Source organism: Pseudomonas sp. VEM90 (assembly GCF_054611535.1).
In genome coordinates, this window is the sequence record NZ_JBTRAR010000003.1 from 125,448 (window position 1) to 138,838 (window position 13,391).

The 13,391-nt window shown below is 63.2% G+C and carries 11 protein-coding genes; 9 read left to right on the plus strand and 2 right to left on the minus strand.

Features of this window, described 5'->3' with window-relative positions; all coding sequences use genetic code 11:
- The first annotated feature begins 10 nt into the window (after positions 1-10).
- Positions 11-2,713, plus strand: coding sequence for a [protein-PII] uridylyltransferase (locus ACYCCG_RS04725; RefSeq protein WP_176682756.1), 2,703 nt, complete (start codon positions 11-13; stop codon positions 2,711-2,713).
- A gap of 30 nt (positions 2,714-2,743) precedes the next feature.
- On the plus strand, positions 2,744-3,940 hold the full coding sequence (gene dapC / locus ACYCCG_RS04730; RefSeq protein ID WP_339443475.1) for a succinyldiaminopimelate transaminase: 1,197 nt from the start codon (positions 2,744-2,746) through the stop codon (positions 3,938-3,940).
- A 43-nt stretch (positions 3,941-3,983) separates the two neighbouring features.
- Here dapC and ACYCCG_RS04735 read toward each other — a convergent pair whose 3' ends face one another.
- Complete coding sequence (locus ACYCCG_RS04735) at positions 3,984-5,630, minus strand: Na+/H+ antiporter (RefSeq protein WP_209963960.1); 1,647 nt, start codon at positions 5,628-5,630, stop codon at positions 3,984-3,986.
- Between the two features lie 252 nt (positions 5,631-5,882).
- Between ACYCCG_RS04735 and graT the strand changes: the two genes are divergently transcribed.
- The 6 genes from graT to ACYCCG_RS04765 all read left to right on the plus strand — a co-directional run bounded on the left by graT (position 5,883) and on the right by ACYCCG_RS04765 (position 9,701).
- Complete coding sequence (graT, locus tag ACYCCG_RS04740) at positions 5,883-6,161, plus strand: type II toxin-antitoxin system toxin GraT (protein WP_176682753.1); 279 nt, start codon at positions 5,883-5,885, stop codon at positions 6,159-6,161.
- An 8-nt stretch (positions 6,162-6,169) separates the two neighbouring features.
- Entirely contained in the window at positions 6,170-6,469 is a 300-nt protein-coding gene (gene graA, locus ACYCCG_RS04745; RefSeq protein WP_003252274.1) for a type II toxin-antitoxin system antitoxin GraA, read from the plus strand.
- Positions 6,470-6,593: 124 nt separating this feature from the next.
- Complete coding sequence (locus tag ACYCCG_RS04750) at positions 6,594-6,941, plus strand: ArsC family reductase (protein ID WP_180689362.1); 348 nt, start codon at positions 6,594-6,596, stop codon at positions 6,939-6,941.
- Between the two features lie 31 nt (positions 6,942-6,972).
- A complete protein-coding gene (dapD, locus tag ACYCCG_RS04755) occupies positions 6,973-8,007 on the plus strand; it encodes a 2,3,4,5-tetrahydropyridine-2,6-dicarboxylate N-succinyltransferase (RefSeq protein WP_019437665.1) in 1,035 nt (344 codons plus the stop codon).
- Between the two features lie 81 nt (positions 8,008-8,088).
- Positions 8,089-9,294 (plus strand): cysteine desulfurase, encoded by a 1,206-nt coding sequence (locus tag ACYCCG_RS04760; RefSeq protein WP_176682751.1) that lies wholly within the window; start codon positions 8,089-8,091, stop codon positions 9,292-9,294.
- Positions 9,291-9,701, plus strand: a complete 411-nt coding sequence (locus tag ACYCCG_RS04765; RefSeq protein WP_176682750.1) for a SufE family protein — start codon at positions 9,291-9,293, stop codon at positions 9,699-9,701. The genes ACYCCG_RS04760 and ACYCCG_RS04765 overlap by 4 nt, the downstream gene beginning before the upstream one ends.
- Before the next feature lie 111 nt (positions 9,702-9,812).
- Here the strand turns inward: ACYCCG_RS04765 and tcdA are convergent, their stop codons facing one another.
- Positions 9,813-10,622, minus strand: coding sequence for a tRNA cyclic N6-threonylcarbamoyladenosine(37) synthase TcdA (tcdA, locus tag ACYCCG_RS04770; protein ID WP_339443469.1), 810 nt, complete (start codon positions 10,620-10,622; stop codon positions 9,813-9,815).
- A gap of 119 nt (positions 10,623-10,741) precedes the next feature.
- On the opposite strand from tcdA, the gene ACYCCG_RS04775 reads away from it, so the two are divergent.
- Entirely contained in the window at positions 10,742-13,333 is a 2,592-nt protein-coding gene (locus ACYCCG_RS04775) for a glycosyltransferase (RefSeq protein WP_459669567.1), read from the plus strand.
- Positions 13,334-13,391 lie beyond the last annotated feature (58 nt).

Sequence of the window (13,391 nt, forward strand, 5' to 3'; positions counted from 1 at the left end):
ACGTGACGCGATGCCCCAGGTGGACCCCGAGCTGTTCGACCGTGGCCAGTTCCAGGCGGAACTGGCCCTCAAGGCGAGCCCCATCGCCGCCTTCAAGAAAGCCATCCGCCTGGCCGGCGAGGTGCTCGACAAACGTTTTAGCGCCGGCAGCGACATCCGCCCGCTGATCGAGGCCCGCGCCTGGCTCGTCGACAATATCCTGCAACAGGCGTGGAACCAGTTCGACTGGGGCGACCAGAGCGGCATTGCCCTGGTTGCGGTGGGCGGCTACGGGCGCGGTGAACTGCACCCGCACTCGGACATCGACCTGCTGATTCTGCTGGGCGCGGCCGAGCACGAACAGTACCGCGACGCCATTGAGCGCTTTCTGACCTTGCTGTGGGACATTGGCCTGGAAGTCGGCCAGAGCGTGCGCACCGTCGACGAGTGCGCCGAACAGGCCCGCGCCGACCTGACGGTAATCACCAACCTGATGGAAAGCCGCACCATCGCCGGCCCCGAGGCCTTGCGCCAGCGCATGCTGGAAGTCACCAGCACCGCGCAAATGTGGCCGAGCAAGGAATTCTTCCTGGCCAAGCGCGCCGAACTCAAGGCCCGCCACCACAAGTACAACGACACGGAGTACAACCTCGAACCCAACGTCAAGGGTTCGCCAGGCGGCCTGCGTGACATCCAGACGGTCCTTTGGGTGGCCCGCCGCCAGTACGGGACGCTCAACCTGCATGCACTGGCCGGCGAAGGCTTCTTGCTGGAAAGCGAGAATGAACTGCTGGCTTCGTCCCAGGACTTCCTCTGGAAAGTCCGTTATGCCCTGCACATGCTGGCCGGACGCGCCGAAGACCGCCTGCTGTTCGACCACCAGCGCAGCATCGCCACGCTGCTGGGCTACAGCGATGAAAACCCCAAGCGGGCGATCGAACAGTTCATGCAGCAGTACTACCGGGTGGTGATGAGCATCAGCCAGCTGTGCGACCTGATCATCCAGCACTTCGAAGAAGTTATCCTCGCCGACGAGGAGAGTGGCAGCACCCAGCCGCTGAACGCGCGGTTCCGCCTGCATGACGGCTATATAGAGGCCGCCAACCCGAACGTGTTCAAGCGCACGCCGTTCGCCATGCTGGAAATTTTCGTACTGATGGCCCAACACCCCGAGATCAAGGGGGTGCGTGCCGATACCGTGCGCTTGCTGCGCGAACACCGCCACCTGATCGATGACACGTTCCGCACTGATATCCGCAATACCAGCCTGTTCATCGAGCTGTTCAAGTGCGAAATCGGCATCCACCGCAACCTGCGCCGGATGAACCGCTACGGCATTCTTGGCCGCTACCTGCCAGAGTTCGGCCTGATCGTCGGGCAGATGCAGCATGACCTGTTCCACATCTATACGGTCGACGCGCACACCCTCAACCTCATCAAGCACCTGCGCAAGCTGCAATACACGCCGGTGTCCGAGAAATTCCCGCTGGCCAGCAAGCTCATGGGGCGCCTGCCCAAACCCGAGTTGATCTACCTGGCCGGCCTGTACCACGACATCGGCAAGGGTCGCCAGGGCGACCACTCGGAAATCGGTGCGGTGGACGCGCAGAAGTTCTGCGAACGGCACCAGTTGCCGGCCTGGGACAGCCGCCTGATCGTCTGGCTGGTGCAGAACCACCTGGTGATGTCGACTACCGCCCAGCGCAAGGACTTGTCCGACCCACAGGTGATCAACGACTTTGCCCTGCACGTGGGCGACGAGACGCGCCTTGACTACCTGTACGTGCTGACCGTGGCCGACATCAACGCCACCAACCCGAGCCTGTGGAACTCGTGGCGGGCCAGCCTGCTGCGCCAGCTGTATACCGAGACCAAGCGCGCCCTGCGCCGCGGCCTGGAAAACCCGCTGGACCGCGAAGAGCAGATTCGCCAGACCCAGTCGTCAGCGCTGGATATCCTGGTGCGCGAGGGCACCGACCCGGACGACGTCGAGCAGCTATGGGCGCAACTGGGCGATGACTATTTCCTCAAGCACACAGCCGCCGACGTGGCCTGGCACACGGATGCGATCCTGCAGCAACCGGCCGACGGCGGGCCGCTGGTGCTGATCAAGGAAACCACCCAGCGCGAGTTCGAAGGCGGCACGCAGATCTTCATCTATGCCCCCGACCAGCACGATTTCTTCGCCGTGACGGTGGCGGCCATGTCACAGTTGAACCTGAACATCCACGACGCACGGATCATCACGTCGAGCAGCCAGTTCACCCTCGACACCTACATTGTGCTGGACAACGACGGTGGCTCGATCGGCGACAACCCGCAGAGGGTCAAGCAGATTCGCGACGGCCTGACCGAAGCGCTGCGCAACCCCGAGGACTACCCGACCATCATCCAGCGCCGGGTGCCGCGGCAGCTCAAGCACTTCGACTTCCCGCCGCAAGTGACCATCCTCAACGATGCCCAGCGGCCGGTGACCATCCTCGAAATCACCGCGCCAGACCGCCCGGGCCTGCTGGCCCGACTGGGGCGGATCTTCCTGGAGTTCGACCTGTCGCTGCAAAACGCCAAGATCGCCACCCTCGGCGAGCGGGTTGAAGACGTGTTCTTCATTACCGATGCCGACAACCAGCCGCTGTCAGACCCGCAACTGTGCAGCCGCCTGCAGGAAGCCATCGTGCAGCAACTGCAGGCCGGCCAAGGTAGCGACACCAGCCAGACCCGCGTGACCATTTAACGATTAGACGATTGACGAGACCTCGCGCCGATGAACCATGCCTTGACCCAGCTTCAGCCCTATCCGTTCGAAAAGCTTCGTGCCCTGCTGGGCAGCGTGAAGCCCGCGGCGGACAAACGCGCCATCGCCCTGTCGATCGGTGAGCCGAAGCACGAATCGCCGGCGTTCGTCGCCCAGGCCATGGCCGACAACCTCGACAAGCTGGCGGTCTACCCCAGCACGATCGGTCTGCCAGCCCTGCGCCAGGCCATCGGCCAGTGGTGCGAACGACGCTTTGGTGTGCCAGCCGGCTGGCTGGACGCCGACCGCCACATCCTGCCGGTCAACGGCACCCGTGAAGCGCTGTTCGCCTTCACCCAGGCCGTGGTCAACCGCGCCGATGACGGCCTGGTGATCAGCCCCAACCCGTTCTACCAGATCTACGAAGGCGCAGCGCTGCTGGCCGGCGCCACCCCGCACTACCTGCCGTGCCTGGAGAACAACGGTTTCAACCCGGACTTCGACGCCGTACCGGCCGAAGTGTGGAAGCGTTGCCAGATCCTGTTCCTGTGCTCGCCGGGCAACCCTACGGGTGCGCTGGTGCCGATGAACACCCTGAAGAAGCTGATTGCCCTGGCTGACGAGCACGACTTCGTGATCGCCGCCGACGAGTGCTACAGCGAGCTGTACTTCGACGAAGACGCGCCACCGCCAGGCCTGTTGACGGCATGCGCCGAGCTAGGCCGTAGCGATTTTGCGCGCTGCGTGGTGTTCCACAGCCTGTCCAAGCGCTCCAACCTGCCAGGGCTGCGCTCGGGCTTCGTCGCCGGCGATGCCCGGATCATCAAGCCGTTTCTGCTGTACCGCACCTACCACGGCTGCGCGATGCCGGTACAAACCCAACTGGCCAGCATCGCCGCCTGGCAGGACGAGGCGCATGTGCGCGACAACCGCGACCAATACCGGGCCAAGTACGATGCCGTGCTGGATATTCTGCAGCCGGTACTGGACGTGCAACGCCCGGACGGCAGTTTCTACCTGTGGGCCAAGGTACCGGGCGACGATGCCGAGTTCACCCGTGACCTGTTCGAAGCCCAGCATGTGACCGTGGTACCGGGGTCGTACCTGTCGCGTGAAGTGGACGGGGTGAACCCGGGTGCCGGGCGCGTGCGCATGGCACTGGTTGCGCCACTGGCCGAATGCATCGAGGCGGCGGAGCGGATTCGCGCCTTCCTGCAAAACCGCTGATCAACCCCTTCGCGGGCACGCCCGCGAAGGGCCTTGATAGGGTCTACTTGACTGAACCCAGGTTCGCCTCACTCATATCCAGCTCACCCAGTACTTGCCGCACCACCTCATCGCCCACCAGGTGCTGACGATGCAGGTTGTACAGTTCCAGCCGCTGGGCCCTCAGGGCACGCAAGCGTAAACGCCGCTCCAGCAAGTCCATCTGTGCGGCCAGGGCCTTGGCTTCGGCACTGTCGTCGTAGCTTTCCAGCTCATCCCGGTATTCAGCCATCAAGCGCGCCTTCAACTCGGTCGCCAAGGTTGCCTGCGCAGCATCCTGCGGTGCGTTGCTGTCGATCACCTCTTCTGCCTCCAAGGCATGAATCGCCGCCTCGGCTGTGCGCCGCCAGGCTTCCTGCACCTCTTGGTGCAAGCGCTCGTCAGGGCTCTTGGTCACCCCTCGCAGTAACAGCGGCAGGGCAAGGCAGGCACTGATCAACGACAGCAGTATTACCCCCGCAGCAATGAAGATAAGCAGGTCACGCTCCGGGAAAGCTGTACCAGCCCCTATCAGCAACGGGATCGACATGACACCCGCCAGGGTGACAGCGCCGCGCACACCACCCAAGGTCAGCAACCAGCAGGAACGCGCCGTAGGCATCAGCACCAGTGCCGGCTTGCCGCGCCAGCGACGGACCACACCGATCGAGCGCCAGATACTCTGGACCCAGATGAACCGCAACAGAATCAGTGCGGCAAAGATCGCCACCACGTCCAGGCAGCGGTAGGCCAATGTCGGCCAGAGGGTCGCTTCGTGGCTGACCACAGCCTTGATGATGTTTGGCAACTGCAAGCCCAACAACAGGAAGATCAGGCCATTGAAGGCAAACTCCAGCAACGACCACACACTGCGGTTGAGCAGGCGGGTACTGGTCTGACGCGGCAGCAGGTCGAGCCAGCTCTGCATCATGCCGGCCGCCACCGCCGAGAGAATGCCCGAAACACCCACACGCTCGGCCAGCACGTAGGCGGCGAACGGCAGCAGCAGCATGAAGACCACATGGGTAGCCGGATCGTCCCAGCCCCGGGTGATCATCCACATGCGCAGGCGACCGATCAACCAGCTCAGTATCACGCCCACCGCAAGGCCGCCCAGTGCGACCAACACGAAGCTGAAGCCGGCGTCAGCCAACGAAAACACCCCGGTGATCGCCGCCGCCAAGGCGAACTTGAAGGTTACCAGGCCCGACGCGTCGTTCATCAGCGCCTCGCCCTGCAGCATGTGCATCAGGGGAGTGGGCAGGCGGTCCTGGGCAATGGCCGAAACGGCCACGGCGTCGGTCGGCGAAAGCACTGCGGCCAGGGCGAAGGCCACCGGCAACGGGATGCTCGGCAACAACCAGTGGATGAAGTAACCGGCGCCGACCACGGTGAACAACACCAGCCCCACGGCCAGCGCCACTACCGGGCCACGAATGCGCCATAACTCACGCTTGGGGATGCGCCAGCCGTCGGCGAACAGCAGCGGAGGCAGGAACAGGAACAGGAACAATTCGGGGTCAAGGGCTACATGCAGGCCCAGCGTCGGCCACGCCAGCAAGGCACCGGCGGCAATCTGTACCAGCGGCAATGGCAGCGGAATCACACGGCCGACCAGCTTCGACAGGCTGACCAGCGTCAGCAGGATGAGAACGGTGTAGGCGGACTGCATCCGGGAAAGCTTCCTTTGTGAACCAGAAACTATATCAAGGCGAGACATCGCCATTGGAACAATATGTTAGCGGCGACCGACGGTTCGGGGCCGCTGCACGATAGTCGCAGGTGACGGGTGAATATGTAACATGATGATACCCAGCAGATGTGACCGGAGCTTGCGAGTGGCGTGCCCCGTTATTGAAGACTTGAACTACAGCGATCCCGTCGTATAATCGACATTAACGAATAACGTTAAGCATTCAGGCTCATGATTCGAAGCTTTAGCTGTGCCGACACGGAAGCGCTCTTCACAACGGGAAAGACACGGCGTTGGTCAGATATCAAGTCAGTCGCGGAGCGCAAACTGGCCATGCTCGATGCCGCAACAGAGTTGCGAGACCTTAGGTCGCCACCTGGCAATCGCCTCGAGTCACTGAGCGGCAACCGCGCCGGCCAACACAGTATCCGTGTAAATGACCAATGGCGGTTGTGCTTCACCTGGACAGAACACGGGCCAGTTAACGTTGAAATTGTCGATTACCACTGAGGTGCATCATGCTCAAGAACGGTATGCGTCCAATCCATCCGGGTGAAATCCTGCGGGAGGACTTCCAGAAGGAAATGGGCTTCAGCGCCGCGGCTCTGGCCAGGGCGTTGGGTGTAGCAACGCCAACCGTCAACAACATCCTGCGCGAACGGGGCGGTGTATCCGCCGACATGGCACTGCGTCTGTCCATCTGCCTGGACACCACCCCTGAGTTCTGGCTCAACCTGCAGACGGCCTTCGACCTGCGCACAGCCGAACAGCAACACGGCGATGAGATCATCGGGTCGGTCCAGCGCCTGGTCGCTTGAACACATCCTGATCAATAAACAGGGGCGCCACGGGCGTGGCGCCGCGAGGATCGTTCCCGCATAATCCCGCGACTGACATCGGAAAACGGAGAGATTGGGGCGACTTGTAACCCCAATGTACACAATGACCTACACGCTCTACGGCATCAAAGCCTGTGACACCATGAAAAAGGCGCGTACCTGGCTCGAAGACAACGCCATCGCCTACGAATTCCATGATTACAAAACCCAAGGCATCGACCGTGACAGCCTGAACCGCTGGTGCGCCGAACACGGCTGGGAAGTCATCCTCAATCGTGCCGGCACCACCTTCCGCAAGCTGGACGACGCCAGCAAGGCAGACCTCGACCAGGCCAAGGCCGTCGAGCTGATGCTGGCCCAGCCGTCGATGATCAAACGCCCGGTGCTCGACCTTGGCGCGCGTACCCTGGTCGGGTTCAAGCCCGACCTGTACGCCGCTGCCCTGGCCTGAGCCCCCACCCTATTTCGCACGAGGTAATCACATGTCCAATACCCTGTTCAGCCTGGCCTTCGGTGTCGGCTCCCAGAACCGCCAGGGCGCCTGGCTGGAAGTGTTCTACGCACAACCGCTGCTCAACCCGAGCGCCGAACTGGTTGCTGCAGTCGCCCCTGTTCTCGGTTACGAAGGTGGCAACCAGGCCATCGCCTTCAGCAACGCCCAGGCCGCGCAACTGGCCGAAGCCGTAAAAGGCGTGGACGCCGCCCAGGCCGCCCTGCTGACCCGCCTGGCAGAGAGCCACAAGCCGCTGGTCGCCACCCTGCTGGCCGAAGACGCCGCTCTGAGCTCGACTCCAGAGGCCTACCTCAAGCTGCACCTGCTGTCGCACCGACTGGTCAAACCGCATGGCGTAAGCCTGGCCGGCATCTTCCCGCTGCTGCCGAACGTGGCCTGGACCAACCAGGGCGCAGTCGACCTGGGCGAGCTGGCCGAGCTGCAACTGGAAGCACGCCTGAAGGGCGAGCTGCTGGAAGTGTTCTCGGTGGACAAGTTCCCGAAAATGACCGACTACGTGGTACCGGCCGGCGTGCGTATCGCCGACACCGCCCGTGTGCGCCTGGGTGCCTACATCGGCGAAGGCACCACCATCATGCACGAAGGCTTCGTCAACTTTAATGCTGGCACCGAAGGCCCGGGCATGATCGAAGGCCGCGTTTCCGCTGGCGTATTCGTTGGCAAAGGTTCGGACCTGGGCGGCGGCTGCTCGACCATGGGCACCCTGTCCGGTGGCGGCAACATCGTCATCAAGGTTGGCGAGGGCTGCCTGATCGGCGCCAACGCAGGCATCGGTATTCCGCTGGGCGACCGCAACACCGTCGAAGCCGGCCTGTATATCACCGCAGGCACCAAGGTGAACCTGCTGGACGAGAACAACGAGCTGGTCAAAGTGGTCAAGGCCCGCGATCTGGCCGGCCAGACCGACCTTCTGTTCCGTCGCAACTCGCTCAACGGCGCAGTTGAGTGCAAGACCCACAAGTCGGCCATCGAGCTGAACGAAGCGCTGCACGCTCACAACTGAGAACCTTGCCGGGTTTGAGGTGTTAAGATCGGGTCTGGCGCCAATGCACCAGACCCGATTTTCATTCCAGGCCTCGCAAACATGTTTCAGCCCTCTCCCTGGCGTGCCGACTTTCCCGCCATCGCCGCCCTGCAACGGCAGCACCAGACATACCTGGACAGCGCAGCCACCACCCAGAAGCCGCAAGCCCTGCTCGACGCCCTGAGCCATTACTACGGCCATGGCGCGGCCAACGTGCACCGCGCCCAACATTTGCCCGGCGCGCTGGCGACCCAGGCCTTCGAAACCAGCCGCGACAAGGTCGCCGCCTGGCTCAATGCCGCAGACTCGCGGCAGATCGTGTTCACCCACGGTGCTACCTCGGCGCTGAACCTGCTGGCCTATGGCCTGGAGCACCGCCTCGAAGCCGGTGACGAAATTGCCGTCAGTGCCCTGGAGCACCATGCCAACCTGCTGCCCTGGCAACAGCTGGCGCACCGGCGCAACCTGCGCCTGGTGGTGCTGCCGCTGGATGCCCATGGCCGTATCGACCAGGAACAGGCACTGCAACTGATCGGCCCGCGCACCCGGGTGCTCGCCGTCAGCCAGCTGTCCAACGTGCTGGGTACCTGGCAGCCGCTACCAGCGCTACTGGCCCATGCCCGCGCCCAGGGCGCGCTGACTGTGGTCGATGGTGCCCAAGGCGTGGTGCATGGTCGCCATGACATGCAGCAACTGGGCTGCGACTTCTATGTGTTTTCCAGCCACAAGCTGTACGGTCCAGACGGCGTCGGCGTGCTCTATGGTCGCGCCCAGGCCCTGGAGCTGTTGCGCCACTGGCAGTTCGGTGGCGAGATGGTGCAGTTGGCCGAATACCACAGCGCCAGCTTCCGCCCCGCGCCCCTGGGATTCGAGGCGGGTACGCCGCCCATTGCCGGAGTGATAGGCCTGGGCGCAACACTGGACTACCTGGCCAGCCTCGATGCCCATGCGGTCGCAGCGCATGAAGCCAACCTGCACCAGCACCTGCTGCGTGGCCTGGGCGACCGCGAAGGTGTGCGGGTGTTGGGTGCACCGCAGACGGCCCTGGCCAGTTTCGTCATCGAGGGCGTGCACAACGCCGATATCGCTCATCTGCTGACTGAACAGGGCATTGCCGTGCGTGCCGGTCACCACTGTGCCATGCCACTGCTGAAGGGGATGGGGCTAGAGGGCGCGATACGGGTGTCGCTGGGTTTGTACAACGACAGCGATGACTTGCAACATTTCTTCGACGCGCTGGATCAAGGCCTGGAGCTGTTGCGATGAGCCTGCCGGAACAGGCGCATCAAGCGCTGGTAGCTTTTCAACAGGGCAAAGGCTGGGAACAGCGTGCTCGGTTGCTGATGCAGTGGGGTGACCGCCTGGAGCCGCTGGCTGATGCCGAAAGGACCGAGGCCAACCGGGTGCATGGCTGCGAGAGCCTGGTGTGGCTGGTGGCCGAGCAGATCGAGGGAGTATGGCGGTTCAAGGCCAGCAGCGATGCCCGCTTGTTGCGTGGGCTGCTGGCGCTGTTGCTGGTGCGGGTGCAGGGACTGGCCAGTGAGGAGCTGGCCGGGATTGATCTGCGCGAGTGGTTTACCCAGCTCGGGCTGGAACGCCAATTGTCGCCGTCGCGCAGCAATGGGCTGCATGCGGTGTTGCAGCGGATGGCGGAGTTGGCGTCCAACCGCTGAATCGGCGCCGGTTTCTTCGCGGGCCTGCCCGCTCCCACAGGTACGGCGTCATGCTTGAGAGAGATGCAGTACCTGTGGGACCGGGCGGGCCCGCGAAGACGCCCACGCGGTCTATTCAGGCTTGACCCGTTCCGACGGCCGGCGCGCTCCAGCCACCAGCTTCTCGATCGCCTTGCTCGCCGCTACCATGCCAAAGGTCGCGGTCACCATCATCACTGCACCAAAGCCACCCGAGCAGTCCAGGCGCACGCCCTCACCCACGAAGCTTTTCTGCAAGCAAACGCTGCCATCACCCTTGGGGTAACGCAGCTGTTCGCTGGAGAACACGCACGGCACGCCATAGTTGCGGCTGACGTTACGCGAAAAGTTGTAGTCGCGGCGCAGGGTGGAACGCACCCGTGACGCCAACGGGTCGTTGAAGGTCTTGTTCAGGTCGGCGATCTGGATCTGCGTCGGGTCGATCTGGCCACCCGCGCCACCGGTAGTGACAATGGCAATCTTGCGCCGCCGACACCAGGCGATCAGCGCCGCCTTGGCCATGACGCTGTCGATGCAGTCGATCACGCAGTCGAGGTGCTCGGTGATGTATTCGGCCATGGTCTCGCGGGTGACGAAGTCGGCCACCGCATGCACCGTGCACCCGGGGTTGATCGCCCGCAGGCGCTCGGCCATGACCTCGACCTTGGGCCGCCCCACCTGCCCTTCCAGCGCATGGGTCTGGCGGTTGGTGTTGCTGACACAGACATCGTCCAGGTCGAACAGGGTGATTTCGCCCACGCCGCTGCGGGCCAGCGCTTCGGCCACCCACGAGCCCACCCCGCCGATACCGACCACGCCCACATGGGCCTGGCCCAGCCGCTGCAGCCCTTGGTCGCCATACAACCGGGCAACGCCGGCAAAGCGTGGATCTTCTGTGCTCATGTTCATACCCCAAAAAACCGGCACGCATTATATGCCAGCAGCCCCAAGGCCTGCATCGTTAGGAAAGAGACTACCAACACTGCTTTAATGTCCTATCACTTCGCCACGAATGGACGACGATGTCTTCACGTAAATTCGGCCTGAACCTGGTAGTGGTGCTGGCCATCGCCGCACTGTTCACCGGGTTCTGGGCACTGATCAACCGCCCGGTCTTCGCCCCCGCCTGGCCAGAACAGATTTCTGGCTTTTCGTATTCGCCGTTCCGCCTGGGCGAAAGCCCGCAGAAGGGTCAGTACCCCACTGACGAAGAACTGCGCCAGGACCTGGAGCAACTGAGCAAACTGACCGACAGCATCCGTATCTACACCGTGGAGGGCACTCAGGCCGACATCCCGCGCCTGGCCGAAGAGTTCGGCCTGCGGGTGACGCTGGGGATATGGATCAGCCCGGACCTGGAGCGCAACGAGCGCGAGATCGCCACGGCCATCCAGCTGGCCAATACCTCGCGCAGCGTGGTGCGGGTGGTGGTCGGCAACGAGGCGCTGTTCCGTGAAGAAGTCACACCGGAAAACCTGATCAAATACCTGGACCAGGTACGCGCAGCCGTGAAGGTGCCTGTGACCACCAGTGAACAATGGCACATCTGGAAGGAACATCCTGAGCTGGCCAGGCACGTCGACCTGATTGCCGCGCACATCCTGCCCTACTGGGAGTTCGTGCCAATGAAGGACTCGGTCGAGTTCGTCCTCGACCGCGCCCGTGAACTGAAGCACCAGTTCCCGCGCAAACCCCTGCTGCTGTCGGAAGTCGGCTGGCCGAGCAACGGCCGCATGCGCGGTGGTGCCGATGCCACACAGGCCGACCAGGCCATCTACTTGCGCACCCTGGTCAATACCCTCAACCGCCGTGGCTACAACTACTTTGTCATTGAAGCCTATGACCAACCCTGGAAGGCCAGCGACGAAGGCTCGGTAGGCGCCTACTGGGGCGTCTACAACGCCGAGCGCCAGCAGAAGTTCAACTTCGACGGCCCCGTGGTGGCGATCCCGCAGTGGCGGGCCCTGGCAGTGGCGTCGGTGGTGCTGGCAATGATCGCCCTGATGGTGCTGTTCATCGATGGCTCGGCCCTGCGCCAGCGTGGCCGTACCTTCCTGACGTTCATCACCTTCCTGTGCGGGTCGGTACTGGTGTGGATCGCCTATGACTACAGCCAGCAATACAGCACCTGGTTCAGCCTGACCGTGGGCGTGCTGCTGGCCCTCGGCGCGCTGGGCGTGTTCATCGTGTTGCTCACCGAAGCCCACGAGCTGGCCGAGGCGGTCTGGATACACAAGCGCCGCCGCGAATTCCTGCCCGTGCAGGCCGACAGTGCCTACCGGCCCAAGGTGTCGGTGCACGTGCCGTGCTACAACGAGCCACCTGAGATGGTGAAACAAACCCTCGACGCCCTGGCCGCCCTGGACTACCCCGACTACGAAGTACTGGTGATCGACAACAACACCAAGGACCCGGCCGTGTGGGAGCCGCTCATGGCCCACTGCGAGAAGCTTGGCGAGCGCTTCAAGTTCTTCCACGTCGCGCCTCTGGCCGGCTTCAAGGGCGGTGCACTGAATTACCTGATCCCGCACACGGCCAAGGACGCCGAAGTGATCGCGGTAATCGACTCGGACTACTGCGTCGACCGCAACTGGCTCAAGCACATGGTGCCGCACTTCGCCGATCCGAAAATTGCCGTGGTGCAGTCACCGCAGGATTACCGCGACCAGCACGAGAGTGCCTTCAAGAAGCTGTGCTACAGCGAATACAAGGGCTTCTTCCACATCGGCATGGTCACCCGCAACGACCGTGACGCGATCATCCAGCACGGCACCATGACCATGACCCGGCGCAGTGTGCTGGAAGAACTGGGCTGGGCCGAATGGTGCATCTGCGAGGATGCCGAGCTGGGGCTGCGCGTGTTCGAGAAAGGCCTGTCCGCCGCCTACGCCCACAACAGCTACGGCAAGGGCCTGATGCCCGACACCTTCATCGACTTCAAGAAGCAACGCTTCCGCTGGGCCTACGGCGCCATCCAGATCATCAAGCACCACGCCGGTGCGCTGCTGCGCGGCAAAGGCAGCCAGCTGACCCGTGGCCAGCGCTACCACTTCCTGGCCGGCTGGCTACCGTGGATCGCCGATGGCATGAACATCTTCTTCACCATCGGCGCGCTGTTGTGGTCGGCGGCGATGATCATCGTGCCGCATCGGGTCGACCCGCCACTGATGATCTTCGCCATCCCGCCGCTGGCGCTGTTCTTCTTCAAAGTCGGCAAGATCGTCTTCCTGTACCGCCGAGCGGTGGGGGTGAACCTCAAGGATGCCTTCGCAGCTGCACTGGCCGGGCTGGCACTGTCGCACACCATCGCCAAGGCGGTCCTGTATGGCTTCTTCACCAGCAGCATGCCGTTCTTCCGCACGCCGAAGAATGCTGACAGCCATGGGTTGCTGGTGGCAATTTCCGAAGCGCGTGAAGAGCTGTTCATCATGGTGCTGCTGTGGGGCGCGGCGCTGGGCATCTACCTGGTGCAGGGGCTGCCGAGCTCGGACATGCGCTTCTGGGTGGCGATGTTGCTGGTGCAGTCGTTGCCATATGTGGCAGCGCTGGTGATGGCGTTCCTGTCGTCGCTGCCCAAGCCCGCAGAAAAGGCTGCCGAAGCGCAGCAGGCTTGAAGTTGCCTGGGCTGACCTGTGCAGCCCATTCGCGGGCACGACCGCGAATGGGCCGTGC

Coding starts and splice junctions, on each gene's coding strand:
- ACYCCG_RS04725 (WP_176682756.1), top strand. CDS start 11: ATGCCCCAGGTGGACCCCGAGCTGTTCGACCGTGGCCAGTTCCAGGCG.
- dapC (WP_339443475.1), top strand. CDS start 2,744: ATGAACCATGCCTTGACCCAGCTTCAGCCCTATCCGTTCGAAAAGCTT.
- ACYCCG_RS04735 (WP_209963960.1), bottom strand. CDS start 5,630: ATGCAGTCCGCCTACACCGTTCTCATCCTGCTGACGCTGGTCAGCCTG.
- graT (WP_176682753.1), top strand. CDS start 5,883: ATGATTCGAAGCTTTAGCTGTGCCGACACGGAAGCGCTCTTCACAACG.
- graA (WP_003252274.1), top strand. CDS start 6,170: ATGCTCAAGAACGGTATGCGTCCAATCCATCCGGGTGAAATCCTGCGG.
- ACYCCG_RS04750 (WP_180689362.1), top strand. CDS start 6,594: ATGACCTACACGCTCTACGGCATCAAAGCCTGTGACACCATGAAAAAG.
- dapD (WP_019437665.1), top strand. CDS start 6,973: ATGTCCAATACCCTGTTCAGCCTGGCCTTCGGTGTCGGCTCCCAGAAC.
- ACYCCG_RS04760 (WP_176682751.1), top strand. CDS start 8,089: ATGTTTCAGCCCTCTCCCTGGCGTGCCGACTTTCCCGCCATCGCCGCC.
- ACYCCG_RS04765 (WP_176682750.1), top strand. CDS start 9,291: ATGAGCCTGCCGGAACAGGCGCATCAAGCGCTGGTAGCTTTTCAACAG.
- tcdA (WP_339443469.1), bottom strand. CDS start 10,622: ATGAGCACAGAAGATCCACGCTTTGCCGGCGTTGCCCGGTTGTATGGC.
- ACYCCG_RS04775 (WP_459669567.1), top strand. CDS start 10,742: ATGTCTTCACGTAAATTCGGCCTGAACCTGGTAGTGGTGCTGGCCATC.